The sequence below is a fragment of the Derxia gummosa DSM 723 genome (genome assembly GCF_000482785.1).
Taxonomy (GTDB): Bacteria; Pseudomonadota; Gammaproteobacteria; order Burkholderiales; family Burkholderiaceae_E; genus Derxia; species Derxia gummosa.
Map to the genome: position 1 here is coordinate 246,105 of NZ_AXWS01000007.1, position 25,366 is coordinate 271,470.

Here is a 25,366-nt window from a genome sequence, read left to right on the forward strand (position 1 = left end):
GCGCCGCCCGCGACCGAGGCGGCCGACCATGAGACGGACCCGACGATTGCCCCGACGACCGACCCCGAAGTGCCGCAATCGCCGGCCGACGTCGATGCCGACGCAGGCACACCACCGGCCGGCGCCGACGCGGATGCCGAGTCCGATCCGACGCCCGCCGGCCCCGAAGCGCACGACCAACGTTGACAGGTCACCAGACAGTACGCATAATCTTGTGCTTTCCGCGTGACCTCGCGGACATGTTGGTGAAGTAGCTCAGCCGGTTAGAGCGCAGCACTCATAATGCTGAGGTCGAGGGTTCGAGTCCCTCTTTCACCACCAGGTTTTCCGAAAACCCCGATCCTCACCGGTCGGGGTTTTTCTTTTGCGACGCCGGTTCCGGCCCATCCGCCGCGGCCGCCTCCAACGCCATCCAGCGCTTTTGCAGGTTCTGCGCGCCGATCGTCGTCTGTCCGGCCCAGGACTCGAAACCGCTCACGGTCACCGCGCCATTCATCGCCTGCACGAGACTCGTGTCGAGCGCGAGCGCGGCGCGCACCGCCGAATCCAGTCCGGTCAGATAACGCGCGGTATCGGTCAGGCGCTCGACGCCGCCCGGCGGACCGAAGCCCGGCACCACGACCGGCGGCTGCCGCGCGCCAAGACGGCCTAGCGCCGCGAGCCAGCCGTCGATCTCGCCGTCGCGCAATTCAGGCAGGCGTCCCGCCGACGCCAGCCCGGCCGCGAACAGCACCCCGGTCGCGCGGTCGAGCACGGCAATGTCGCCGGTGCCGCGCGACTGCGAGAGATCGATCAGCTCGATCTCGCGTCCGCCCACCGTGATCGTCGCGTCACCGGCGATCGTGCGTTCGGGCACCGTCACCTCGGTGTCGCTCATCTCGCGCATGCCGAGCGCGTCACGCAGCTTGTTCAGGCAGGTTTCGCAGCGCTGGCCGATCAGCTCCGCCGCCCGCGCGTGGGTGACCAGCGGGATGCCGCGCTCGCGCAAGGCGCCGGCGCCGAACACGAATTCCGGCGCCTGATGCGTGACCACCGCCATCACCACCGGCAGCGGGCTGAGCCGTGCCACCGCCGCCAGCGCCGCCTCGACCTGGGCGCGGGACGTGCCGGTATCCACCAGCACCACGCCCGACGGCCCGACGATCACGCCGATGTTGGCGACCCAGCCGCGATTGGCCGCAGTCGCCTCGCCATCGATTCCGCGCAGCACCCAGACGCCAGCCGCTACCGGCTCGGCGCGCAGCTCGACCGGCGCGGGCGCGAAAGCCGGTGTGTCGAAGGGGCAAGGCTCGGTCGCGCCCCAGCCGAAGCGACCATCGGCCCGGCATTCGCGCGGCGCGCCGATGCCGACGCCCACGCCGCCCACCGATGCGAAACCCGCGCACCCCGCCAGCAGCAGGACCGCCGCCGCGAGCGGCGCACCAGCGCCCATGTCGCGCCGGAACGCGGCATACGCGCCACGGCAACCGGCTGCGACCCCGCGGCTGAGAAAGGCCCTGCCCGCCCACCGGCGCGCCGCGTCCTTCATCCCGCCACCTGAGGCTGCCCGCCCCGGACCGCGAGGCGGGTATCGAAGACCGCATCCTTCGTGTCCTCGACACGCGCGACCAGATCACCATCCCCCTCGGGCCTGAACCTGAATCTGAAATTCGGGTTCTCGCTGATCGCGAAGCTCGTCTCGCCGCGCAGGACGAGCCGGCTTGCGTACTCGATCGTCAGCTCGCGCACATACCACGGCGAGGCATAGAGCCGCGTGAGCTGATCCATCGCGAGGCCGGAATCGTTCGGATGACCGATCATGAGCTGGGCCGGATTGGGCTCGCCCAGGCGCAGCGGCGTCGGCACGCGCAACCGGATGCGGCCGACGTTGGCCAGCAGCCGTTCGCGGTCCTTGGCCGCCGGTGCCGAGCAGCCGCCCGAGGCCTTGACGAAGCGCGATGCCATCACGAGCGAACCATCGGCCAGCTCGGCGATCGCGCGCGCATGGCTGTATTCCTCGACGCGCAGCCGGGTCTCGATCGCCGCCTGCCCGCTCGCCGGACCGAACTCGAAGCTGCCCGCGAGCGGCGCCGGATTGTTGTCGACCACGAGCACGAGCCGCCGCACGGCCTGCGCGGCCGACCTCGGCTCGGCAGCCTCGACGCCGATCGGCACGATGGCCGCGTCCTCGGCACGCCCCGGCGCGTCGAGCCGGAGCAGGCTGCCGTCATCGACGCGGATCGGCCGGTCGCCGAACAGCGCGACGCGCAGCCGCTCCCAGGCCGGCGACGGATCGCTCGCCTCCCGCGCCCGCGCGCGACGCGGCAGCAGCAGTGCGCCGAGCGGCACGCCGATCAGCCCCGCGCCGATGAGCCGCCGCCGCAGCTTCCGCCCCCTGTCCTTGCCTGAATCCGCTTGGTTGCCCATCGTCGTCTCCCCAGGATCGCGGCCGGATGGTCATGCAAAGGTTTGCATCACCGCCCGTCCGTCAGCGCGACCATTCCAGCTCGGCATACGCGGCGGTCAGATTGCGCCGGTGGTACAGCGGCGCCAGCCGCCATTGCCGGGCCGCCTCGGGCAGCTCGGCCGCGAGCGTCGCGCCGAGCCCGCGCCCGGCATCCAGCGCCGCGCCCGCCTCGTCGCGCAGCAGCCCCAGATAGCCGGCCTCGCGGTCGAGCGCCGCGCGCCATGGCGCATCAACCGCACCATGGCCGGGCACGACATGCGCTGGTACCGGTTCGCGCAGCGCCGCGAGCACGCCCAGCCAGCCGTCGAGGCTGCCATCGAGCGCCGGAATGCGCTCGACGAACAGCAGGTCGCCGGTGAACAGGGTGTCGCTCGGCTCGTCGCGCACGCTCAGGTCGCAGTCGGTGTGGGCGGTCGGCCAGGCTCGCAACGCCAGTGTCCGCCCGCCAAGGTCGATGCGACCGCGATCGACCACGGTCACGGTCGGCGTGACGATGCGGCTACCCTCGGCCACCGGCCCGAGATCGCGTGCAAGCGCATGCAGGTAGGCCGGACCTCGCGCGGCGAGCGCCGCCGGCAGCCGCGCATGCCCGACGATGTCCAGCGTCGGCCACGCTTCCGCGAAGGCCGCATTGCCGAGCACGTGGTCGGGATGCGCGTGGGTGTTGATCAGCACGCACACCGGCAGGTCGGTCACGCGGCGGATGGCGGCGACGAAATCCCGGCCCACGGCGAGCGATCCGCCGCTGTCGATCGCGGCGGCGCAACGCCGGCCGACCACGAGGCCGAGATTGGCGATGTCGCCCCGATTGGCCGCGGCGCTCTCCTCCTGCCGGCCTTCATGCACGAAGACGCCAGGCGCGATCGGCTTCAGTTCGAAGCGCGCCGGCCGTGCCTCATCCTGCGAGGCCGCGCGGGCGCCCACCATCAGTCCGGCCACGAGCGCCGCCGCGAACAGCGCGAGCCGCGGCAGCCATTGCCGTCGTCGCTCAGCGCGCGGCCACGAAGCGCAGCGCATCGTCGGTTGCCACCGACGCGCCTTCGGCGCCCGGCAGCTCCGCATGCAGTTCGGCCACCTTGCCCGGCAGACCGTCGGCCAGCACGAAGCGCAGGCGCTTGCGCGCCAGCTCCGGATAGCGCGCGCGCTGGCCGTCATCGCGATACGGTTCGATCACGATCTCGCGCGCCGCCACGGGCTTGCCGTCCAGCTCGACGCTGCCCTCGCGGATCTCCGGCCCGCGCGCGAGCGCACTGCGGATGAGCCGGTTGAAATGCCGGCGCTGGCCGCCGGTGGCCCGCTCCATCGCCGCCACCTCGCGCTCGAGGAAGTACACGATCATCGGATTGGGCGTCACGCCCTCGCCGCCCGGCAGCGCGAACTCGCCGCGCCGGTCGATCAGCGCGAGGCCGCGATGACCTCGGCTGCCGGTCGCTCCCAGCGTGAGCGCCTCGTCATCGGCCGGCGGCGTCGCGCCGCGATGCTCGAAGCGATAGTCGATGCGCCTGCCCGGCGTCACGCCGGCCATGTGATCGTCGAGAAAGAGCAGCGTCTCGGCCGGGCTGGGCGCGCTGCCCACGGCACCCGGCTCGGGCTCGGCTGCAATCCCTTGCAAAGAGAATGGCGCGAGCAATGCCGCCAACGCCGCGTGCGCCAAGCGGCGGCGCCCGGCGTCCATCACTTCGACTCCGCGCGCACCGCGCCGCTGTCATCGGCGAGCGGAATGCGATAGCTCGCGAGGATGGCGTCGATGCGCTCGCGGTTGCCGGCGATCCAGTTGTCGACGGTGCTCTTCCATTGCGGTTCGCCGAAGCGCACGCCCATGGCGATCTCGTAGTCGAACTTGATCGACGGATCGGGCGACTTGAGCGGCAGCGTGGCCCAGTCACCGCCGCGCTCGCGCGCGACATAGCCCGCCACCGGCCCCCAGACCACGGCCACGTCGATGCGGCCGCTGGACAGCTCGCGCTCCATGATCCGGCCCGGGCTTTCCTCGGGATCGCCGTTGAGCGTCGCATGCGCGATCGACTGCTCGAACAACCCGTTGCGCTGCAACCAGTCCACCGCCGGCGACGGCGCGAAGTAGCCGAAGCGCAGTTTGGCGCGCTGCGCCGGCGGCAGCGCCAGCACCTCGTCGGCCGAACCCACGCCGGCGAGCACGCCGCGCTTGAGGTAGAGCAGCGCGTAGGTCGAATGCATGTACGGCCGCGTCGTGGCGGCCAGTTCGTAGCCCTTGGGCACGCCGACGATCAGGTCGCACTTGAAGCGCTGCGTCGTCGTGTCCTTGGCGCGCAGCGTCTGGCGCACGAAGCCCATGCGCTGCGGAAAATAGGTGTAGCTCAGCTCGCGCCCGAGATCCTTGGCCATCGCCGCGGCGATCGCGTTCTCGTAGCCGGCGCCACGATCGTCCGACTGCGGCAGGTTGTGCGGATCGGCGCAGACGCGCAGCAGCTTGTCGTCGACAGCCACTTCCTGCGCGCCTGCATGCGTTTGCAAGGCCAGCAGCGCCGGCAGGGCCGTCAGCAGCGCCGCGATCCGCCGGCCCGGGCGGTAGCGCGTGTTCATCGCGCGGCGGCAGGCGTTCATTGCGGGTCCATCGGCTTCAGGTTGCCCGGCTGGATCTTGCCGTCGGAGCGGCCCTTCAGATAGGCGTAGAGGTTCTGCCAGTTCTGCTGCATCTGCTCGCTGCCGCTGAAGTTCGGCATGCCCTTCTCGATGCGGCCGTTCATCACGGTCGTCTGGAAATCGTCCTTCGACAGCTTCTTGAGCGAATCGACGAGCGACGGACCGACGAGGCCTTCCTGCTGCGCGCCATGGCAACGCTCGCAAGCCAGGGAACGCCAGGTCTTCCAGCCCTTCAGGGTGTTGGCATCGACCTTGTTGCCGTCCACGACCTGATACGGCGCATTGGCGTCCTGCGCGCTGGCCGTGGTGATCACACCTGCGGCGATCACGGTGGCGGCGAGCAGCTTGTACAGCGGTTTCATCGGATGTCTCCCAGGGTTGTGAAGCCCGGGCCGCAGGACCGCGGCCCGGGCACCGCCGGGTCTTTGCCCGGCGGCTCGCGCGACTGCGATCAGTTGCTCGGCAGCGCGAACACGAACAGCGTGCCGCCGAGGTCGGTGTACTTCGCCAGGTCCTTGTAACCGCCCACGGCGCCGAGGCCGTCGGTCGAGTTCTCGAGGCCTGCCGCCATGCCGATGCCGGCCCAGCCACCGATGCCCGAATACACGCCCACGTACTGCTTGCCGGCGTATTCATAGGTGAAGACGTTGCCGATGATCCCGGACGGAACCTTGAACTTCCACAGTTCCTTGCCGTCCTTCGGGCTCACGGCCTTGAGGTAGCCCTCGAGCGTCCCGTAGAAGACGATGTCGCCGGCCGTCGTGAGCGCACCCGACCAGACCGAGAACTTCTCGGGCTTGCTCCAGGCGATCTTGCCGGTACCCGCGTCCCAGGCGATGAAGTTGCCCATGCCGCCATGGCTGTTGGGCGCCGGGAACATCGACAGCGTCGCGCCCACATAGGGCTGGCCGGCCGTGTACTCGACGCGGAACGGCTCGTAATCCATGCAGACGTGATTGGTCGGCACCATGAACAGGCCGCTCTTGCGGTCGTACGAGGCCGGCTGCTGGTCCTTCGAGCCGAGCGCCGCCGGGCAGATGCCCTTGCTGTTCACGTCCTCGCCGTTCTGCTCGGTCGAGTACTGGGACACGACCTGCGGACGGCCCGTCTTCATGTCGACATGCGTGGCCCAGTTGACGGCCGGGTCGTACTTCTCGGCCACCACCAGCGCGCCGGTTTCACGGTTGAGCGTGTAGCCGAAGCCGTTGCGGTCGAAGTGGACCAGCGCCGGCACCTTCTGCCCCTTGACCGACACGTCGGCGAGGATCATCTCGTTAATGCCGTCGAAGTCCCACTCGTCATGCGGCGTCATCTGGTAGACCCACTTGACCTTGCCGGTATCGACATCGCGGGCCCAGATCGACATCGACCACTTGTTGTCGCCGGGGCGCTGCTTGGGATTCCAGGTGCTGGGGTTGCCCGAGCCGTAGTACATCAGGTTGAGCTTGGGGTCGTAGCTGTACCAGCCCCAGGTCGTGCCGCCGCCGATCTTCCACTGGTCGCCCTGCCAGGTCTTGATCGAGCTGTCCTTGCCAACCGGCACGACCTTGCCGTCGGCCCAGGTCGTGGTCTTGTCGGGATCGATGAGCATCTCGTTGTCGGGACCGACGCTGTAGCCCTTCCAGGCCACCTTGCCGGTCTTGATGTCGTAGGCGGTCACGCGGCCGCGCACGCCGAATTCACCGCCCGAGATGCCGGTGATGACCTTGTCCTTGAACACATGGGGCGCGTTGGTATTGGTTTCGCCGATCTTGGGATCGCCGTTCTTGACCGACCACACGACCTTGCCGGTGTTGGCATCGAGCGCGACCAGCGTCGTGTCGGCCTGCTGCAGGAAGATCTTGCCGTCGCCATAGGCCAGGCCGCGGTTGACGGTGTCGCAGCACATCACGGGCACGACCGCCGCATCCTGCTTCGGTTCGTACTTCCACTTGTAGGTCTGGTCCTTGAGATTGACCGCCACGACCTTGTTGGGGAACGGCGAGTGGATGTACATCGTGTCGCCGACGACCAGCGGCGAGCCTTCATGGCCCCGCAGCACGCCCGTCGAGATGGTCCACGCGGCCTGCAGCTTGCCGACGTTGGAAGCGTTGATCTGCTTGAGATCGCTGTAGCGCTGGTTGGCGTAATCGCCGGCCTGAGCCGCCCAGTTGGCCGGGTTCTTCATGGCGCTGTCGAGTTGCGCGTCGGCCAGGGCCGGCTGCGACAGCATCGTGATCGCGAGCGTTGTCGCGCCCGCCACTGCGTAACGGATGGTCATGTGTCTCCTCCAGGTTTTTTGTCGTCCCGCTCGTTCAATCGAATTCCCGCATCACCGGATGCGAACCCGGTTCGGCTTGAGAACCCCTGGCGTTCCGCCGCTCTGACGGAGGCTGGATACGCCGCAGGCAGACCCCGTGAAATCACGCGGCCAGCCCGTTCGGAGGAGGGCATCAATTGCGCTGACTTGAATCACTTTCTGTGCCAGTGGTCTTGCAAACGGCATCAGGGAAAAGCCGGTGCCACTGGTCTTTCCCTAGGGAAACAGGGGCTTCGCGTCACTCGTGCGAGCTGGCTCCATGCGAGGGCCGAGGGGTACCCGCGCGGGTGTGCACTGCGGCATGCACGGCAGCTGTGACAGTTTGAGCCGCGCCCCAAGGAGCGCTCCGCGCAATCTGTCATCGCCCGCCGGCCGCGCGCGCCCGACAGGGGCCGGCGCGGCAATTGCGTCGTCGTCACCAACAACAACCAAGGAGACCATCTTGACCTCTCGCATCCGCCTCGCCGTCCGCCTGCTCGCCTGCGTGACAGCGCTTGCAAGCGGCGCGGCATCCGCCGACGAACCACCCAGGTTCAACTACCCGACCACAGCTCGCGTCGAGTACGTCCAGGAATGCGTCAACGGGCAGGGGGGTGATTTCGTGAGTCTGTACAAATGCTCTTGCGCGATCGACAAAATTGCGAACGCGCTTCCCTATGACGACTACGTGCAGGCCTCGACCTTTGCCCGCTACGCCACCCTGCCCGGCGAAGGCGGCGGCATCTTCCGCGACACCGACGATGCAAAGAAGACCGCGCGCGGCTACCGCGAACTGGAGTCGAAGGCGTATTCGGAATGCGGATTGAAGCGGCGCTGAGGGCTTGCATCCGGCCGACCACGCCCCCTGCGTCCGGAGGCTCCCGGCGGCCCGCTCTCACCGGATCCGGACCGGCCGGAGGATCGTCCGGCCTGACGCCCGGCCGCCTGACAGTCGCTATCCGGCGAGCCGCGCAAGACAACGCCGGTGGCGCTCGTCAACACGGCGCGCGAACCATTCGGTGGTGAGCGGGCGACGGATCTTCGGGCTCTTGAGCGCAATGACCGGGAGCATCGCGCGCGGCAGGCGCCTGCCGGCCGACCGGTCGGCGAGCGCGAAGACGCGGCGGTACAGATCGGTGCGCGCGAAGTCGGCCGAGTCGCCCTGCTCCAGCGCGCGGCGGATGTCGCCGGCGTCGAGATCGAGCCGCGCGGCCAGCGAGCGCACGGCAAGCTCGGTGGCGCCCGGCGGGCGGGATGCGTCGCCGTCATGCGCGATGAGGTCGCCGTCGAGGTCGAGCGGAATGCCCGAGGCCACGCTCACCGCGTTCTGGAACGCGGCATTGCGGCTCGCGTGGCGACCGGCGTTGTAGTCGGCGAAGCGGTAGATCGGCGCGTCATAGTCGGCCGGATAGTCGAGCAGATGCGCGATGCCGAAGTACAGGCCGCCGCGCCGCGTGAACACTTCGTCGCGCAACGAGCGCGCGACCGGATAGGGGTATTCGTGCTCGCGCGCCTGCGCCTCGGCGAAGGCGATGCCGACCTGCATCGGCCCGCCAGTGCGCACTGGGTTCCAGCCGCCGAACAGGCGGCGGCCGAGCGGCAGGCTGCCGACCATGTCGTCGAAAGCGCGGCTCAGGTCCTGCTCGGTCTTCGCGGCGTCGATGCGCTCGGCATAGCTGCGGCCGTCGGGCGACGGAATGCGCAGCGCCGTGCGCACGACGATCGCCGGCAGACCCGCACGCGCCGCGCGCAAATCGATCTCGCGCCAAGCGATGTCGGCAAGCCCGGGTACTGGCGGATCGACCTGGAAGCCCGATTCCTGCCCGATCACCGCCACCGCCGCGCACAGGTTCGACGGCGTCGGCGCGATGCCGAGCACGGTGAAGGCGGCATGCATGTCGGCGGCCCAGCCGTCGCCATCGGCCACGCCGGGCGGGATCGCCCGCGCGGCGAGGGCTCGCGCCTGTGCGGCCGTGAGTTCGGGCGCCGGCTCGCGCACCGGGCCGGCGCAGGCCGCGAGCAGCACGACCGAGGCGATGGCGAGCCACTTCATCCCTGCCCTCCCGGACGGCGCGAGTAAAGGCGCATCAGCGGCGTCACCGAGATGCCGTGCGCGACGATGGAGGCGACAACCGCCGCGAGCGTGACAGCGGCGATCGTGGCGGCCAGATCGGCGCCGAGGCCGTGAGTGATGGCGTAGTTGAGGTAGTACAGCGAGCCGATGCCGCGGATGCCGAACCAGCCGATCAGGCAGCGCTGCAACCCGCTTGCGCGTGCGCCCCCGAGCCCCACGGCCACCGCAACCGGCCGGACGACGAGCAGCAGCAGCGCCACGAACCACCAGTCCACTCGCCGCCAGTCGATCGCCCACAGCAGCGCGCCGGCCACGATCACCGCCGCCACCTCGCCGATCCGCTCGATCTGCTCGTTGAAGCTGAGCACCGCATGCGCCATGAAGGCCGGCGCGTGGCGCGGGTCGGTGGCGGGGGAGAGGTCGGAGGAAGGCGTGGCGGGCCGGGCGGCGGCGGGCAGGTAATCGGGCGAAGCGCCGGTCATGGCCGGACCATCGGGCGCCGTCGCATCATTCGCATCATTCGCCGCCGATCGCGCGCTGCCACGCTGCTCGGTCCGCCGCAAGGCCACGCCAGCGGCAAACACCGCGAGAAAGCCGTAGGCATCGATCAGCACCGCGACGCCATACGACAGCCCCACCAGCCCGAGCGCCAGGAAGTCATCCAGCCCGGTCGCCTCGCGGTGCCGCAGCCGCAGATACAGCACGAGCCGCCCGATCAGGCTGCCGAACAGCGCGCCTACCGCCAGCCCCGCCGACACAGCCCACAGCACATCCACCAGCAGCCAGCGCCAGCCGAAGGCGCCGATGTCTCGCATGCCAAGCAGGCCGAGCCCGAGCATCACCACCGGGAAGGCGGCGCCATCGTTGAGGCCGCCCTCGCCCGTCAGCGCGAAGCGAAGCCGGTCGCGGTCGCCCGGCTCAGCGAGCTGCACGTCGGAAGCGAGGACCGGATCGGTCGGCGCGAGGATGCCCGCGAGCAGTACCGCCGCGCCGACCGGCAGATGCAGCAGCAGCACGCCCGCCGTAACGATGAGCAGCACCGTCACCACCATCGACAGGCTCGCGAGCCGTAGCGGCAGCAGCCAGCGCCGATCCTGCAAACCGGCGCTGAGCTTGAGCCCGGCCGTGAAGAGGGAAACGAGCACGACCGTTTCGGTGAGGTGTTCGAGCAGATGGGCGCTTTCGACGGGGCGCAACGCCGACAGATGCAGCCAAGCCGGGCTGACCGCCACGCCGACTGCCACATAGACCATCGAGCCCGTGAGCGGCAGCCGCGCGAGCACCGAACCCGCGAGCGCCATGAAGACGAGCAGGCCACCGACGATCGCTGTCCACAGGGCGAATTGCATCGGCGGATGGTGCCGGCGAGGCCGTCGGCAAGGCGCGGCGCGTCACCGCGTGATACGCGGGAAGCGCAAACGAAAAAGCCCCGGAGGTGAGTCCGGGGCTTTTCATGAAATCTGGCGGAGAGGGTGGGATTCGAACCCACGATACGGTTGCCCGTATACCGGATTTCGAGTCCGGCGCATTCGACCACTCTGCCACCTCTCCTGCTTTTGCTGCTTCGCTGTTGGTCATCAGCGAAGCCCAAGACTATATCAGAGGTTCGGCGAAAACCGTTCAATTCCGCCGAGGTAAGGGCGCAACACTTCCGGCACGACGAGGCTGCCGTCGGCCTGCTGGTAGTTCTCCAGCACGGCGACGAGCGTGCGGCCGACCGCGAGGCCCGAGCCGTTGAGCGTGTGCACGTCCTCGTTCTTGCCGGCGGCATTCTTGAAGCGCGCCTTCATGCGACGGGCCTGGAAGCCTTCGCAGTTCGACACCGAGCTGATCTCGCGGTAGGTGCCCTGGGCCGGCAGCCAGACTTCGAGGTCATGCGTCTTGGCCGCGCCGAAGCCCATGTCGCCCGCGCACAGCAGCATCACGCGGTACGGCAGGCCGAGCTTCTGCAGGATGGCTTCGGCGTGGGCGGTCATCTGCTCGTGCGCCTCGTAGGAGGTGGACGGCTCGACGATCTGCACCATCTCGACCTTGTCGAACTGGTGCTGGCGGATCATGCCGCGCGTGTCGCGGCCATAGCTGCCCGCCTCGCTGCGGAAGCAGGGCGTGTGCGCAGTGAGGCGGATCGGCAGCTGGTCGAGCGGCACGACGGTGTCGCGCACGGTGTTCGTGAGCGTGATCTCGGAGGTGCTGACGAGATAGAGATCTTCCTTGTCGTCGGCGCCACCCTTGGTCACCCAGAACATGTCGTCCTTGAACTTCGGCAGCTGGCCGGTGCCGAGCAGCGTGGCCGTGTTGACGATGTAGGGCGTGTAGCACTCGCTGTAGCCGTGCTCCTGGGTCTGCACGTCGAGCATGAACTGCGCGAGCGCGCGGTGCAGGCGGGCGACCGGCCCCTTGAGGAACGCGAAGCGCGCGCCCGAGAGCTTGGCCGCCATGTCGAAGTCGAGACCGAGCCTGGCGCCGACGTCCACATGGTCCTTGACCTCGAAGTCGAACTCGCGCGGCGTACCCCAGCGGCGCAGCTCGACGTTGTCGGCGTCGCTGCGGCCGTCCGGCACGCTGTCGTGCGGCAGGTTCGGCACGGTCATGAGGAAGTTGTCGAGCTTCGCGCGGATGTCGCCGAGCTGGGCTTCGAGGGCCTTGAGCTGGTCGGGAATGGCGGCCGATTCGGCCATCTCGGCCGAGGCGTCCTCGCCCTTGCCGCGCTTCATGCCGACGAGCTTGGACAGCGCGTTGCGGCGGGCCTGGAGTTCTTCGGTGCGGGTCTGGACCTGCTTGCGCTCGGCTTCGAGCGCCTGGAAGGCGTCGATGTCGAGCTGGTAGCGGCCGCCGAGCGCGAGGCGCGCGGCAACCGCCTGGGGATCTTTGCGTAGGAGGGCGATGTCGAGCATGTCGATGCTGTGCCTTGTAGGGGGCGGCCATTCTAAGCCGGGGGCAGGTGCGGTCCGGCGGCTGCCATGCCGGCGCTTCACGCCGGGAAAGCACGCCCTGCCCTGCGGCGCCCGGCGGTGCAAGCGGACGGGCGGCGGCGCTTCAGCCGCCGTAGGTCACGCTCACCGTGTCCACGCCATCCACGCCGCCCTCGATCAGGTCGCCGGGCTTCACCGGGCCGACGCCGGCCGGCGTGCCGGTGAAGATCAGGTCGCCCGGCTCCAGCCGGTTGAGCTTCGACAGATGGGCGATGACCTCGGCGAGCGACCACGTCATGTCGGCGATGTCGTCGGTCTGGCGCGGTTCGCCATTCACCGTGAGCCAGATGCGCGCGCGGGCGGGATGGCCGATGTCGGCGGTGGCATGCAGCGCAGAGACCGGCGCCGACGCGTCGAAGCCCTTGGCCGGCTCCCACGGATGGCCCTTGGCCTTGGCGGCCGACTGGAGGTCGCGTCGCGTCATGTCGATGCCGACCGCGTAGCCCCACACGTGCGCGAGCGCGTCTTCCACCGCGATGTCGCTGCCGCCGGTGCCGATCGCGGCGACCAGCTCGATCTCGTGGTCGAGCCGCGCGGTCTGGCCCGGAAACGGCAGGCGCGCGCCGCTCGGGCGGACGGCGTCGGCGGGCTTCATGAAGTAGAACGGCGGCTCGCGCCCGGGATCGGCGCCCATCTCGCGCGCGTGGTCGGCGTAGTTGCGGCCGATGCAGTAGATGCGGCGCACCGGGAAGACGGCGTCGCTGCCGGCGACCGGGATGACGGCGGCGACGGGCGCGGGGATGACGGTGTTCATGGCGAGGTTCCTGTCAGGTCGGACGGGCGGCGCAGGCCGCGAAGATCGGGGGCAAGGCGCGCGGCCCGGCGGGGCGCCTCGCGGCACCGCGCACGTCGAGCACGGCTAGTCGCCGCGTGACGACGGCTCGTTGCCGCGCGCCTCGTCGTCGAGGCCGCGCCAGTAGGCGAGCCGCTCGGCGATGCGCGCTTCCAGGCCGCGCGGCGTGGGCGTGTAGAAGCTCGGCTCGCGCATGCCGTCCGGGAAGTAGGTTTCGCCGGCGGCGTAGGCGTTGGGCTCGTCGTGGGCGTAGCGGTAGTCGTGGCCGTAGCCGAGGTTCTTCATAAGCTTGGTCGGCGCGTTGCGCAGGTGCAGCGGCACCGGGCGCGAGCCGTCCTCCTTCACGAAGCGCATCGCGGCCTTGTAGGCGGTGTAGACCGCGTTCGACTTGGGCGCGACCGCGAGATAGACGAGCGCCTGGGCCAGCGCCAGCTCGCCCTCGGGCGAGCCGAGCCGCTCGTAGGTGTCGGCGGCGGCGAGCGTGACCTCGATCGCGCGCGGGTCGGCGAGGCCGATGTCCTCGTTGGCCATGCGGATCAGCCGACGCGCGAGGTAGCGCGGGTCCACGCCGCCGTCGAGCATGCGGCAGAACCAGTAGAGCGAGGCGTCGGGCTGGCTGCCGCGCACGCTCTTGTGCAGCGCGCTGATCGAGTCGTAGAAGGCTTCGCCGCCCTTGTCGAAGCGGCGCAGGTTCTCGCTCAGGGCGCGGGCGAGGACGGCTTCGTCGATGAGGCGGGCGGGTGGCTCTTCGGCGGCGCGCTCGGCGACGGCGCCGGCATCGGCGGCCGGTTCGGCGCCACTGCCCTGCCCGGCTGTCGCCGCGCGCGGCGCCGGAATCGCCCGCGCGACGATCTCCAGGTTGTTGAGCAGCTTGCGGCCGTCGCCGTCGCTGGAGCGCAGCAGCAGCTCGCGCGCCTTCGGCTCGAAGACGATGCCGTGCAGCTCGGGCGCCTCGGGCGCGGCGATGGCGCGGTCGATCATCTCGCCGAGCGCCGGCTCGTCGAGCGAGGCCAGTACGTAGACCGCCGCGCGCGACAGCAGCGCCGAGTTCACCTCGAAGCTCGGGTTCTCGGTGGTCGCGCCCACGAACACGAACAGCCCGCTCTCCACATGCGGCAGCAGCGCGTCCTGCTGGCTCTTGTTGAAGCGGTGGATCTCGTCGATGAACAGCAGCGTCTGGCGGCCGGTGGCGTCGCGCGTGGCCTGGGCCGTGGCGACCGCCTCGCGGATGTCCTTCACGCCCGCGAGCACCGCCGACAGCGCGATGTAGGCACAGCCGAAGGCGTCGGCCATGAGCCGCGCGAGCGTGGTCTTGCCGACGCCGGGCGGGCCCCAGAGGATCATCGAATGCGGCCGGCCCGAGGCGAAGGCGACCGCGAGCGGCTTGCCCTCGCCGAGCAGATGACGCTGGCCGATCACGTCGGCGATGGTGTGCGGGCGCAGGCGCTCGGCAAGCGGGGCGGATTGCGACAGGTGGCGGGCGGCGGCATCGCGGCCGGGGCGCGCCTCGCCGGCATCAGCGCGCATCCCGGCGCGCGATGCGTCCGGCGCCGAATCGCGGCCGGAGGCGGTCGCGCGGTCGGACGGACCGGAGCCTGCGTCAGGCGCGAGAGGGTCGCGCGGGTCGGGAACGGGAAGATCGAGATCGCCGAACAGCGAATCGCCGGCGGCCGGGGGCGGGGTTTTGCGTGCAGCCATGCGGGCGATTCTCGCATCGGACCGAGGCGCGGCGTCCGGCGATCGGCGCCATGCGCGTGTCGGGCAGCGACCTGGCGCCGTCAGCGCCGACGCCTCCTTCGGACCGGCCGGCCGCCCGGCCGCGACGGCGGACGTCACCGCCGCGCCGGCCGAACCGCCTCAGCCGAAGTTCTCGTCCGCGACGAAGGGATTGTCGGCGCGCTCGGCGCCGAAGGTGGACAGCGGCCCGTGGCCCGGCACGAAGCGGATGTCGTCGCCGAGCGGGAAGAGCTTGTCGCGGATGGAGCTGATGAGGTCGTCGTGATTGCCGCGCGGGAAGTCGGTACGACCGATCGAGCCCTTGAACAGCACATCGCCCACGAAGGCCAGCTTGCCCGCGCGGTTGAGGAACACCACATGGCCCGGCGTGTGGCCCGGGCAGTGGATGACTTCGAGTTCGATGCCGCCCACCGTCACCGTGTCGCCGTCCTTGAGCCAGCGCGTCGGCACGAAGCTGCGCGACGGCGGAAAGCCCCAGCGCTTGGACGATTCGGCCAGTCCGTCGATCCAGAAATCGTCGCCGCGATGCGGCCCCTCGACCGGCACGCCAAGTTGCTCGGCCAGGTCGGCCACGGCGCCGCAATGGTCGAGGTGGCCGTGGGTGACGAGCAGCTTCTCGATCGTGATGCCCTTCTGCTGCGCGGCGGCCAGCAGGCGCTCGGCCTCGCCGCCGGCATCGACGAGCGCGCCCTTCATGGTGGTTTCGTCCCAGATGAGCGAGCAGTTCTGCTGGAAGGGCGTGACGGAGATGATCGTGCAGTTCATGGCGGCTTCAGCGCAGCTTGGCGCGGGCGTCGTTGGTGAGGTTGGTGAGCGCGGCGCGCACGGCATTGGCGATCTCGACATCGCCGCCCTCGCCGCGCCACGAGGCCACCGATTCTCCCGCGAAGCGCTGGCCATCGACCGAGGCGGCGAAACGCACGATCACGCGGCGCTCGGCGTTGAGCGGGACGTCGCGGAACACGGGCACATCGCCGCCGCTCAGGCTGAAGCGGCGCAGCCGGTCGATGAAGCTCGCGCGCGACATCTGCACATGAGCGCCGTCGACGGTCATGGTCGCGTCGGCGCGCTCGATGCGCAGCGCCCTGCCCGCGAGCTGCTTGCCGAAGGCTTCCTGCATTGCCGCGACGAGCCGGTCGGGCAGCGGCGGCGCGAAGCTGTCGTCGGCCATCAGCAGTTCGGCGCCGCGCGCGGTGTTGCGCGCATCGCCGAAACGGCTTTCGGTGCGCGCGTCCGTCACGGAGAACGGCCGTTCCGGCGCTGTCGCGCAGGCGGCCAGCACCACGACCATGCCCGCTCCCGCGATGCGCGCCAGACGCCCGCCGCTGCCCTGCATCGAGAAACCGTTTCCTGCGCCCATGAGTCGGAGGCCTTCCGCGCCCTCGGGGCGCTGTCGCTATTGTTCGAGCACCTCCGCGCCCTTGGGCGGCGCGAAGGTGAAAGTGTCGGCCGCCAGTGGCGGATTGCGCTCGATCTTGCCGAAGCTGAGCCGGGACACTTGTCCGAAAGCGTCACGCAATTCCATTGCCTCGGGAAGACCGTCGCGAAAGCCGATGCTCACGCGCTCGAAGCTGGAATCCTTGAGCTTCGGCGTTGCATCGAGCCATTCGAGGCCGTCCCGTTCGCCGGTTTCCTTGAGGGTGAAGTTTCGTTCCAGATCATTGCTGCCGAACAGGATCGCCGCCGGCGAGTCACCCAGCGCGCTGCCCAGCTTGCGGACCGTTACCTGGCTTAGGTCCTTGTCGTAGATCCAGAGCTTCTGGCCATCGGCCACGAGCAGTTGCTCGAAGGGCTTGGTGTAGCTCCAGCGGAACTTGCCCGGCCGCGAGAACGCGAAGCTGCCCGATTGCGACCGGGCCGGCGCGCCGCCGCGTTCGAGCTTCTGGGTGAACTCGCCGCGCGCCGACTTCGTGTTGGTGGTGAAGGCCTTGAGCTGGTCGAGCGCGCCGGCTTCGGCGGTGACGCAGAACGCGCCGCCTGCCACCACGACGATCGTCGCGAGCATGCGGCGGCGCCATGGGCTGGCGCCGCGCTGCCGCGTGAGGTCATCCGGACAGCCTTGCGAGTCGTCCTGCGTCGACGCACCCGCGCCGACGATGCCGCGCGAGGCGCGGACTTGCATGTGTTGGGTCATGGGAGGAAAGCTGGAGCGGCAGCCGCGCCTGCCGCCGGATCGCGCGTCACTCGTTGCCCGAGATCGGGACGAGGATTTCGCGGTTGCCGTTGGTCTGCATCGCGGAGACGAGGCCCGACTGTTCCATCTGTTCGAGCAGGCGGGCGGCGCGGTTGTAACCGATGCGCAGGTTGCGCTGCACCAGCGAGATCGACGCCTTGCGGTTCTTGAGCACGACGGCCACGGCCTGGTCGTACAGCGCCACATCCTCGCCGCCCTCGGCACCCGATCCCACGCCGCTGCCCGCGCCCAGATCGACCGCGTAGTCGCTCTCGACGCCGCCTTCGAGGATGCCGTCCACGTAGTCGGGCGGCCCTGCCTTCTTGAGCTGCTCGACCACGCGGTGGACTTCGTCATCGCTCACGAAGGCGCCGTGCACGCGCATCGGCAGACCGGTGCCGCTTGCCATGTAGAGCATGTCGCCCATGCCGAGCAGCGCCTCGGCGCCCTGCTGGTCGAGGATGGTGCGCGAGTCGATCTTGCTGCTGACCTGGAAGGAAATGCGCGTCGGCACGTTGGCCTTGATGAGGCCGGTGATGACGTCGACGCTCGGCCGCTGCGTGGCGAGGATGAGGTGGATGCCCGCCGCCCGCGCCTTCTGCGCGATGCGCGCGATCAGCTCTTCCACCTTCTTGCCGACCACCATCATCAGGTCGGCCAGCTCGTCGATGACGATGACGATCGTCGGCAGCTTGTCGAGCGGCTCGGGTGCATCCGGCGTGAGCGACAGCGGGTTGGGAATCTTCTCTTCCTTCTTCGCCGCCTCGTCGATCTTGTTGTTGTAGCCGGCGAGGTTGCGCACGCCGATCTTGCTCATAAGCTTGTAGCGGCGCTCCATCTCCGCCACGCACCAGTTGAGCGCGTGGCCAGCCTGCTTCATGTCGGTGACGACCGGCGCGAGCAGGTGCGGGATGCCTTCGTACACGCTCATTTCGAGCATCTTCGGGTCGATGAGGATGAGCCTCACCTGGTCCGGCGTCGCCTTGTAGACGAGCGACAGGATCATCGCGTTGATGCCCACCGACTTGCCCGAGCCCGTCGTGCCGGCCACCAGCAGGTGAGGCATCTTGGCAAGGTCGGCCACCACCGGCTTGCCGGCAATGTCCTTGCCGAGCGCCATGGTCAGGCGCGACGGCGCGTCGTCGTAGATGGTCGAGCCGAGGATCTCGCTCAGCCGCACGGTCTGGCGCTTGGGATTAGGCAGTTCCAGACCCATGGTGTTCTTGCCCGGGATCGTCTCGACCACGCGGATGCTCGTGAGCGTCAGCGCCCGCGCCAGATCCTTGGCCAGATTGACGATCTGTGCGCCCTTCACGCCCGTGGCCGGCTCGATCTCGTAGCGCGTGATGACCGGGCCGGGAAAGGCCGCCACCACCGTCGCCTCGACGCCGAAGTCTTTGAGCTTCTTCTCGATGAGGCGGGAGGTGAATTCGAGCGTGTCGGTGCTGACAAACTCCTGTGTCGGCGACGGCGGATCGAGCAGATCGACCGTCGGCAACGACGAATCGGACAGCTCGGCGAACAGCGGCTTCTGCGCCTCGCGCGCGACGCGCTCCGACTTCGGCGCCACGCCGACGGGCGCCCCGGGCACCGATGGCTCGAACGGCAGCGGGTCCGAGAGTTCCGGATCGATGTCGAGGTCGCCCACGGAAGGTTCGAGCCTCGGCGTCTCGATGACCGGAGGCCTGGTTTCCTTAGCCACCTCGAAATGCGCACGCTCGACAGCCACCATGGCCTCGCGCTCCTGTGCCGCCACCTCGCCCGCGCGACGGTCGCGCCGGGTTTCGATCCAGGCCCGCGCGCGCTCAATGCCATGCTCGACAGCCAGCCCGATTCGCTCGGAAACCTCCAGCCAGCTCACATGGAAATAGAACGAGAAGCCAATGAAGAAGGCCGTCAGCAGCGCGAGATACGCGCCGAAGTCACCGAACCAAGTCTGCGCATGACTCGCGATCGCACCGCCAAGCAAGCCACCCGCACCCGACGGTCCGGCACCCGTATACGGCAGATGCCAGCCGGCATCACGCCAGCGCAACGCCTCGTAGCCGGCACTCGCGCCCAGCAGCAGCAGGAAGGCCCCGGCCGACACCGCCAACTGACGGCGATCGGCCACCGGCGGGACTGCCTCGCCGCTCAACCTCGCACGTAGGCGCATCAGGCCGAGCAGCACATGGCGACCGCAGAGGAAACCCCACCACGCCACCGACACGCCAAACAAGTAGAGGAGAAGATCGGCCAGCCAGGCGCCGAACCGTCCCCCCTTGTTCAGCACCGGATTGCCCGTGTCCTGACTCCAGCCTGGATCGCCGGGATGGAAGGTGACGAGAATGGTAAGCAAATAGATGGCCAGCACCGCGAACACGATCCAGCGGGCCTCCGCGACCAGTTCGAGCAGATGCGCAGGCTCGGCATCGCCGGCCATCGGACGTTTGGGAATGAAGGCTTCGCCGCAGGCGGCGCTATTGGCCCGGCGGCGTGACGAGGGAGATGCAGCAGAAGGCATGAGACCGATTATAGGTCTCGCCCTGGAGGCCAAATGGCCGATCAGGCCGGTTCGCGCTCGTTGATGATGATCGTGCCGTCATCGCGCTCGACGAAATAGCCGTCGTTTTCGAGGTCTTTCATGACCCGAGAAACCATCTCGCGCGAAGCTCCGATCATCTTGGCGATTTCCTGGCGTGCCGGCAGCTTGTGGCGGACAACACGCTTGCCATCGATGAGTTCGGAGAAATCGAGCAGGACGCGCGCCACGCGGCCGTAGACATCGAGCAGCGCGAGCGTCTCGATCTTCTTGTCGGCCACGCGCAGACGGCGCACGAGGCCGCGCATGATGTTCATCGCCACCTCGGGGTTGCCGGCGAGATGGCGCCGGAAGTCATCCTTGCTGACGACGATGAAATGCGACTGTTCGATGGTGATGACCGATGCCGACGACGGATTATTGTCGATGAGGCTCATCTCACCGAAGAATTCGCCCGGCCCGAGCACGGCCAGAATGACTTCCTTGCCATCGGAATCAGCGATCTGCACCTTGGCGCGACCGGCGATGATGATGAACATGTTGTCAGCCGGCTGACCCTCGGTGACGATGACCCGGTTCTTCGGGAACGCCTTGCGCACGAGGGTGCGTGTGAGAAGTTCAAGCTGAACATCATCGAGGCCGTAGAAAAGCGGCACCCGGCGCAGCATCTCGACGTTGGTGGACATTGTGACCTGACGAAAACTCGAATACGGAAAGGTTCTATCTCGGCCTTTTATAATCAAAGGCTTGGCAAATGTCCATTCAATGCTCGACGTTTTGGACCCTCAGTGTGAAACGCCTTGCATGACGCAAGCGCGGCACTGATAAGACTTTCCCCGTATCGCATCGGAACAACATGGCGAATCAGAAACATTGCCGGGTATTGATTCTCGGCTCCGGACCTGCCGGCTACACCGCCGCCGTTTACGCGGCGCGAGCCAATCTCAATCCCGTGCTGGTGACCGGAATTGCGCAAGGCGGCCAACTCATGACCACGACCGAAGTGGACAATTGGCCTGCTGACCCCAAGGGCGTGCAAGGGCCGGAGCTCATGCAGCGCTTTCTGGAACATGCACAGCGTTTCAATACCGAAATCGTTTTCGATCATATCCACACCGTAAAGCTGCATGAAAAGCCGATACGGCTGATTGGCGACAGCAGCGAATACACTGCCGATGCACTGATTATCGCGACCGGAGCGAGCGCCCAATATCTTGGATTGCCTTCCGAAACCGCCTTCCACGGCCGCGGTGTTTCGGCTTGCGCCACCTGCGACGGCTTTTTCTATCGGCAGCGTGAGGTGTGCGTGGTCGGTGGTGGAAATACCGCAGTCGAGGAGGCGCTATACCTTTCCAACATCGCGAGTCGAGTTACTCTTATTCATCGGCGTGACAAATTCCGCGCAGAGCCGATCATGGTCGATACGCTCATGGAGAAGGTGCGAGAGGGCAAGATTGTCCTCAAGCTGCACAGCACCCTTGATGAAGTGCTAGGTGACGACAGCGGCGTGACTGGCGTGCGTATTCGCAGCACGCTCGACGGCAGCACCGAGGACATCGCACTGATGGGCGTGTTCATCGCGATCGGCCACAAGCCGAATACCGACATCTTCGAAGGTCAGCTCGAGATGAACGGCGGCTACATCAGCACCCGCGGCGGTCAGAACGGCATGGCGACGGCAACCAGCGTGCCCGGCGTGTTCGCGGCCGGCGATGTGCAGGACCACATCTACCGTCAGGCGATCACGTCGGCGGGCACCGGGTGCATGGCCGCGCTCGACGCCCAGCGCTATCTCGAAGCGCTCGACACGGGTCACTGACCACGGGACCGGGCATGACGGCGAAGCGGGTGAATTCGCTGGCGGAACTGGGCGGACTGCGCAAGGCGCTCGAAGCCGAGCAACGCGCCCGCGCCGAGGCCGAACGGCTGGCCCGTGAGGAAGCGGCGCGGCGCGATGCCGCCGCGCGCGAGTTCGAGCGGGCCGTCGGTGCGGTGACCCCGCTGCAACGGCCTCCGACGGCCGAGCATCCCCGTCCGCCGTCGGATCCCCAGCCGCGCCAGCGCGAGGCCGACGAACGCGCGGCGCTCGCGCAGACGCTATCCGACGATTTCGATCCGGCGTCGCTGCTCGAATCGGACGCCGACCTCGGCTGGCATCGCCAGACGCTCGGACCGGAAGTGGTGCGCAAGCTGCGGGGCGGGCACTGGGTCATCCAGGCCGAACTCGACCTGCACGGTGCACGCACCGACGAGGCACGCGAACTGTTGGGGGATTTCCTGCGTCAGTCACTGCGAAGCGGCCTGCGCTGCGTGCGGGTCGTGCACGGCAAGGGCCTGGGCTCGAAGGACCGGCAGCCGGTACTGAAGGGAAAGGTGAAACGCTGGTTGGTACAGCGCGACGAAGTCATCGCGTTCTGCCAGGCGCGTGCCCCGGATGGCGGGGCGGGAGCGCTGATCGTGCTGCTGCGCGCAACGCGCTGAGGGCATGACGAACCGGTGCGCGCGAGGTGGACCGGTGCCGAAACTCTGCCGGCGGACCGCCGGCCTTCGCGGATGCGGCCGATGCCGCCCGCCGCGCCGACCTGTCGGTCAGATGGCAGCCTCGTTGGTCTCGCCGGTGCGGATGCGGAGAACCTGCTCGACGCTCTGCACGAAGATCTTGCCGTCGCCGATCTTGCCGGTGCGGGCTGCGGCGATGATGGCTTCGATGATCGGATCGACCTTGTCGGCGGTGACGATCACCTCGACGCGCACCTTGGGCAGGAAGTCGACCAGATACTCGGCGCCGCGATACAGCTCAGTGTGGCCCTTCTGGCGACCGAAGCCCTTGACGTCGGTGACGGTGAGGCCGGTGACACCGACCACAGCGAGCGCCTCGCGGACTTCCTCGAGCTTGAACGGCTTGATGATCGCGATGATCTTTTTCATGTTGGTTCTCCGGAGGGGAATGATCTGGGCGGACATGGAGGGTTGGCGGCGTCCCGCCTCTGGATGCACGACTGCGCCGGAGTATGCCCTGTCAGCCCTCTTTCATTCCCGCTAGTTGGCATCGGCGCCAACGTGGAATGACGATGACGTCCGATCCTTGTGCGTCGATGCGACGCACGGCGGCCAGCAGGCGGTCGATGACGTCCGGTTCGTAGCCGCCCGCGCGGATGCGGCCCTCGGGTTCGGACGCGTCGAGTTCGAGCGTCAGAATGGCATCGACGATGTCGCAGGGCGGCAGCGGCGAGCCGCCGGCATCGCGCAGGCTGGCACGGGCGACGAGCTGCAGGTCGCGCGGGATGTCGGCCAGGCCCTGCTCCATCAGCCAGCGCGCGAGCCGGATGACTTCGCCGCGATAGAGGTTGCCGAGCGGCGCGAGACGGCGCGGGACGACGGCTCCCGCAGCAGCCGCTCCGACGCCGGACGACACATCACCCCGGGCCGTCGGAACGGGACGCGCACCGACGGCAAGGCTGCTTCGGTCGGCCGGGAGCAGCAGCGTCGGAGCGACATCGGCGGCATCGGCGGCATCGGTGGGCAAGCCGTCCTCGCCGTGCCTGATCGAGCGCGCAGCGACCGTGCCGGCATCGAACGCCTCAGCGCACAGCGCTCTCAGCACCGCCGCGCCGATGTCGCCGTCATCCGCCAGCCGCGCCGTGCCGCGCACGCGCTCGCGCAGGAAGGCGATCAGCAGCCGGTGCCATTGCGCCTCGGGCGCGAGCAGCGGCGCCACGACGCCCCGGCGCAACGCGAGATGACGGTCGTCGGCAGGCCCGGCTGGGTCCAGTTCGACCAGCGCGAGCGCCGGCGTCGCCAGCGGCAGCCGCACCTGCTGACGGCCGTAGGCATCGAGCGCGAACGAGGCGCCGGCAAACCGCAACCGGTCGTCGCCGCCGACCGCGTTCGCGCACAGCAGCGGCAGGCGCAGCCGTGCCGCGACCTCGGCGGGTACCCGCTCGCACGAGTCGAGTTCGTCGATGAAGGCCGGCCAGGCCGCTGGCGTCAACAGCAGTTCGGCGCCCGCGAGCCGGGGCGCGAGCACTGCAACCGAAGTCTCGATCGGCGCCACCCCCGCGATGCCTTCTGCCAGCGCGAAGAATTCGTCGGGAAACACGATCGCCACCGTCACGCCCGGCAGCGCGACGCGGCGCGGCTCGTCGCTGCCGTCATGCAGCCGCGCCAGCTCGCGTCCGCCGAGCAGGACGCTGCCGCCCCCCCGGCAGCCGAGCACCACGGCGAGGTCGGGCCAGTCGGCCAGCGCCGCGCGCAGGCGCTCGGGCGGCCCGTCCGGGCACGGACCCTGCACGGTTGCCTCAGGGAGCAGCACGATGTCGGCTTTGCACGCCGCCGCCTCGCGGCAGGCCGCGATGGCGCGGTCGAGCGTGCCGTCGGGATCGTCGGGCACGCAACCAATCTGGGCGAGCGCGATCTTCAGCGTCATGCGGCACCGCCGCGGGCTTCGGAACACCACAGGCACATTGGCCGGACTGCGCCGGCCGGGAAGGACTCGATCGCCATGAGCGTCGCGATGCAAACCGGGAATGCGGACGATGGTACGCGGCTGGTCGCCGACCTCGCCGAGATCGGCGCCGAGCGCTGGAATGCGCTGGTGCGGACGGCAACCGGGCGGCTCCACCCAGCGCTGCGGCATGAGTATCTGCACGCCTTCCATGAAAGCGGCAGCGCGTCGCCCGCCACCGGCTGGGAGCCCGGCTATCTCACGCTCTGGCGTGGCGGCGAGCTGGTGGGCGCGGCCCCGCTCTACCGCAAGCACCACTCTTGGGGCGAGTACGTGTTCGACTGGGCCTGGGCCCAGGCCTACGACCGTCACGGCCTCGACTACTACCCCAAGCTGCTGTGCGCGATCCCGTTCACGCCGGTGGGCGCGCCCAAGCTGCTCGCGGTCGATGCCGACACCCGCGCCGAACTGGCCCGCGCGCTGCTGCGGCATGCGCAGGAAAGCGGGCTGTCATCGCTGCACCTGCTGTTCACCGATGCCGAGGAATCCGCCCTGCTCGACCAAGCCGGCCTGCTCAGGCGCGGCAACGTGCAGTTCCACTGGCACAACCCGGGCTGGGCCGGCTTCGATGACTACCTCGCCAGCCTCGCCCAGCCCAAGCGCAAGAAGATCCGTGCCGAACGACGCCAGGTCGCGGCGGCCGGCGTGAGCTTCGAGCGCCTGACCGGCGCCGACATCACGCCGGAGGATTGGGCCTTTTTCCATCGCTGCTACGTCAACACCTACCGCGAGCACAATTCGCGGCCCTATCTGAACCTCGAATTCTTTGCCCGGCTTGGCGCCACCATGAGCGAGCAGGCGCTGCTCGTCATCGCCCGCCACGGCGGCCAGCGCGTCGCCGCCGCGCTCAACCTGTTCGACGCCGACACGCTCTACGGCCGCTACTGGGGCGCGCTCGCCCACATCCCCTGCCTGCATTTCGAGGCCTGCTACTACCAGGCGATCGAGTTCTGCATCGAGCGCGGCATCAGGCATTTCGAGGGTGGCGCTCAGGGAGAACACAAGCTCGCGCGCGGATTTCTCCCGACGGAGATGCGGAGCTTTCACTGGCTTGCGCATCAGGAATTCTCCGATGCCGTCCAGCGCTATCTGGAACGCGAATCGGCCGGCATCGAGCGCTACATCGACGAACTCGAAGCGCATGCCCCCTTTCGTCAAACCGATAAATTCGACCGCCCGGCGGCTGATGCAAGCCCTTGAACCGACAGGCGAAACTTCGGCTTATTGCGGCGGGTGAGAGAAATGT

23 protein-coding genes and 2 tRNA genes are annotated in these 25,366 nt (G+C 68.7%); 5 read left to right on the forward strand and 20 right to left on the reverse strand.

Features of this window, described 5'->3' with window-relative positions; genetic code table 11:
- Nucleotides 1-244: 244 nt before the first annotated feature.
- Nucleotides 245-321: transfer RNA gene (locus tag H566_RS0102200), tRNA-Met, on the forward strand.
- Between the two features lie 22 nt (nt 322-343).
- On the opposite strand, the gene H566_RS22440 is transcribed toward H566_RS0102200, so the two are convergent.
- The 7 genes from H566_RS22440 to H566_RS0102235 form a co-directional block, all read right to left on the reverse strand.
- The gene (locus H566_RS22440) at nt 344-1,432 is read right to left on the reverse strand and encodes an MBL fold metallo-hydrolase (RefSeq protein ID WP_051377884.1); all 1,089 of its coding nucleotides are present in this window, start codon (nt 1,430-1,432) and stop codon (nt 344-346) included.
- A gap of 92 nt (nt 1,433-1,524) precedes the next feature.
- Nucleotides 1,525-2,406: a quinoprotein dehydrogenase-associated SoxYZ-like carrier gene (locus H566_RS0102210; protein ID WP_028310138.1), complete on the reverse strand. Its 882-nt coding sequence runs from the start codon at nt 2,404-2,406 to the stop codon at nt 1,525-1,527.
- 61 nt (nt 2,407-2,467) lie between these two features.
- The gene (locus tag H566_RS0102215; protein WP_156924270.1) at nt 2,468-3,463 is read right to left on the reverse strand and encodes a quinoprotein relay system zinc metallohydrolase 2; all 996 of its coding nucleotides are present in this window, start codon (nt 3,461-3,463) and stop codon (nt 2,468-2,470) included.
- Complete coding sequence (locus tag H566_RS27120) at nt 3,435-4,022, reverse strand: hypothetical protein (RefSeq protein WP_051377886.1); 588 nt, start codon at nt 4,020-4,022, stop codon at nt 3,435-3,437. Before H566_RS27120 ends, H566_RS0102215 begins: the two co-directional genes overlap by 29 nt.
- A 98-nt stretch (nt 4,023-4,120) precedes the next feature.
- Nucleotides 4,121-5,029, reverse strand: coding sequence for a quinoprotein dehydrogenase-associated putative ABC transporter substrate-binding protein (locus H566_RS22450; protein ID WP_245591265.1), 909 nt, complete (start codon nt 5,027-5,029; stop codon nt 4,121-4,123).
- Complete coding sequence (locus H566_RS0102230; protein ID WP_028310140.1) at nt 5,026-5,430, reverse strand: c-type cytochrome; 405 nt, start codon at nt 5,428-5,430, stop codon at nt 5,026-5,028. Before H566_RS0102230 ends, H566_RS22450 begins: the two co-directional genes overlap by 4 nt.
- Before the next feature lie 89 nt (nt 5,431-5,519).
- Nucleotides 5,520-7,328 (reverse strand): methanol/ethanol family PQQ-dependent dehydrogenase, encoded by a 1,809-nt coding sequence (locus H566_RS0102235; RefSeq protein WP_028310141.1) that lies wholly within the window; start codon nt 7,326-7,328, stop codon nt 5,520-5,522.
- A 481-nt stretch (nt 7,329-7,809) separates the two neighbouring features.
- Here H566_RS0102235 and H566_RS0102240 point away from each other — a divergent pair, with 481 nt between their 5' ends.
- Nucleotides 7,810-8,184 carry a hypothetical protein gene (locus H566_RS0102240; RefSeq protein ID WP_028310142.1) on the forward strand — a complete coding sequence of 125 codons (375 nt, stop codon included), beginning with the start codon at nt 7,810-7,812 and terminating at the stop codon, nt 8,182-8,184.
- Nucleotides 8,185-8,301: 117 nt separating this feature from the next.
- Here H566_RS0102240 and H566_RS0102245 read toward each other — a convergent pair whose 3' ends face one another.
- The 11 genes from H566_RS0102245 to H566_RS0102295 form a co-directional block, all read right to left on the reverse strand.
- A complete protein-coding gene (locus H566_RS0102245; RefSeq protein ID WP_028310143.1) occupies nt 8,302-9,399 on the reverse strand; it encodes a DUF1615 domain-containing protein in 1,098 nt (365 codons plus the stop codon).
- The gene (locus tag H566_RS0102250; RefSeq protein WP_028310144.1) at nt 9,396-10,769 is read right to left on the reverse strand and encodes a cation:proton antiporter; all 1,374 of its coding nucleotides are present in this window, start codon (nt 10,767-10,769) and stop codon (nt 9,396-9,398) included. The genes H566_RS0102245 and H566_RS0102250 overlap by 4 nt, the downstream gene beginning before the upstream one ends.
- 112 nt (nt 10,770-10,881) lie before the next feature.
- Nucleotides 10,882-10,971: transfer RNA gene (locus tag H566_RS0102255), tRNA-Ser, on the reverse strand.
- Nucleotides 10,972-11,018: 47 nt separating this feature from the next.
- Nucleotides 11,019-12,314 carry a serine--tRNA ligase gene (gene serS, locus H566_RS0102260; protein ID WP_028310145.1) on the reverse strand — a complete coding sequence of 432 codons (1,296 nt, stop codon included), beginning with the start codon at nt 12,312-12,314 and terminating at the stop codon, nt 11,019-11,021.
- Between the two features lie 142 nt (nt 12,315-12,456).
- A complete protein-coding gene (locus tag H566_RS0102265) occupies nt 12,457-13,146 on the reverse strand; it encodes a fumarylacetoacetate hydrolase family protein (protein ID WP_034410310.1) in 690 nt (229 codons plus the stop codon).
- A gap of 105 nt (nt 13,147-13,251) precedes the next feature.
- Nucleotides 13,252-14,712 carry a replication-associated recombination protein A gene (locus H566_RS0102270; RefSeq protein ID WP_084544817.1) on the reverse strand — a complete coding sequence of 487 codons (1,461 nt, stop codon included), beginning with the start codon at nt 14,710-14,712 and terminating at the stop codon, nt 13,252-13,254.
- A 330-nt stretch (nt 14,713-15,042) separates the two neighbouring features.
- Nucleotides 15,043-15,687 (reverse strand): MBL fold metallo-hydrolase, encoded by a 645-nt coding sequence (locus H566_RS0102275; RefSeq protein WP_028310148.1) that lies wholly within the window; start codon nt 15,685-15,687, stop codon nt 15,043-15,045.
- A 7-nt stretch (nt 15,688-15,694) separates the two neighbouring features.
- On the reverse strand, nt 15,695-16,282 hold the full coding sequence (locus H566_RS0102280; protein ID WP_156924271.1) for a hypothetical protein: 588 nt from the start codon (nt 16,280-16,282) through the stop codon (nt 15,695-15,697).
- A 36-nt stretch (nt 16,283-16,318) separates the two neighbouring features.
- A complete protein-coding gene (gene lolA / locus H566_RS0102285) occupies nt 16,319-16,927 on the reverse strand; it encodes an outer membrane lipoprotein chaperone LolA (protein ID WP_028310150.1) in 609 nt (202 codons plus the stop codon).
- Nucleotides 16,928-17,102: 175 nt separating this feature from the next.
- Nucleotides 17,103-19,517 (reverse strand): DNA translocase FtsK, encoded by a 2,415-nt coding sequence (locus H566_RS0102290; protein WP_034410312.1) that lies wholly within the window; start codon nt 19,515-19,517, stop codon nt 17,103-17,105.
- Nucleotides 19,518-19,639: 122 nt separating this feature from the next.
- Entirely contained in the window at nt 19,640-20,302 is a 663-nt protein-coding gene (locus H566_RS0102295) for a Crp/Fnr family transcriptional regulator (protein ID WP_051377888.1), read from the reverse strand.
- Between the two features lie 170 nt (nt 20,303-20,472).
- On the opposite strand from H566_RS0102295, the gene trxB reads away from it, so the two are divergent.
- On the forward strand, nt 20,473-21,435 hold the full coding sequence (trxB, locus tag H566_RS0102300) for a thioredoxin-disulfide reductase (protein WP_034410314.1): 963 nt from the start codon (nt 20,473-20,475) through the stop codon (nt 21,433-21,435).
- Nucleotides 21,436-21,449: 14 nt separating this feature from the next.
- Nucleotides 21,450-22,097 carry a Smr/MutS family protein gene (locus tag H566_RS0102305; protein WP_028310154.1) on the forward strand — a complete coding sequence of 216 codons (648 nt, stop codon included), beginning with the start codon at nt 21,450-21,452 and terminating at the stop codon, nt 22,095-22,097.
- A gap of 108 nt (nt 22,098-22,205) precedes the next feature.
- Here the strand turns inward: H566_RS0102305 and H566_RS0102310 are convergent, their stop codons facing one another.
- Together H566_RS0102310 and H566_RS29870 are read right to left on the reverse strand one after the other, a co-directional pair.
- Nucleotides 22,206-22,544: a P-II family nitrogen regulator gene (locus tag H566_RS0102310; protein WP_028310155.1), complete on the reverse strand. Its 339-nt coding sequence runs from the start codon at nt 22,542-22,544 to the stop codon at nt 22,206-22,208.
- A 91-nt stretch (nt 22,545-22,635) separates the two neighbouring features.
- Nucleotides 22,636-24,273, reverse strand: coding sequence for an NAD(+) synthetase (locus H566_RS29870; protein WP_245591267.1), 1,638 nt, complete (start codon nt 24,271-24,273; stop codon nt 22,636-22,638).
- Between H566_RS29870 and H566_RS22455 the strand changes: the two genes are divergently transcribed.
- On the forward strand, nt 24,211-25,320 hold the full coding sequence (locus tag H566_RS22455; protein WP_342668636.1) for a GNAT family N-acetyltransferase: 1,110 nt from the start codon (nt 24,211-24,213) through the stop codon (nt 25,318-25,320). The two genes, H566_RS29870 and H566_RS22455, sit on opposite strands and share 63 nt — an antisense overlap.
- The last annotated feature ends 46 nt before the right edge of the window (nt 25,321-25,366 follow it).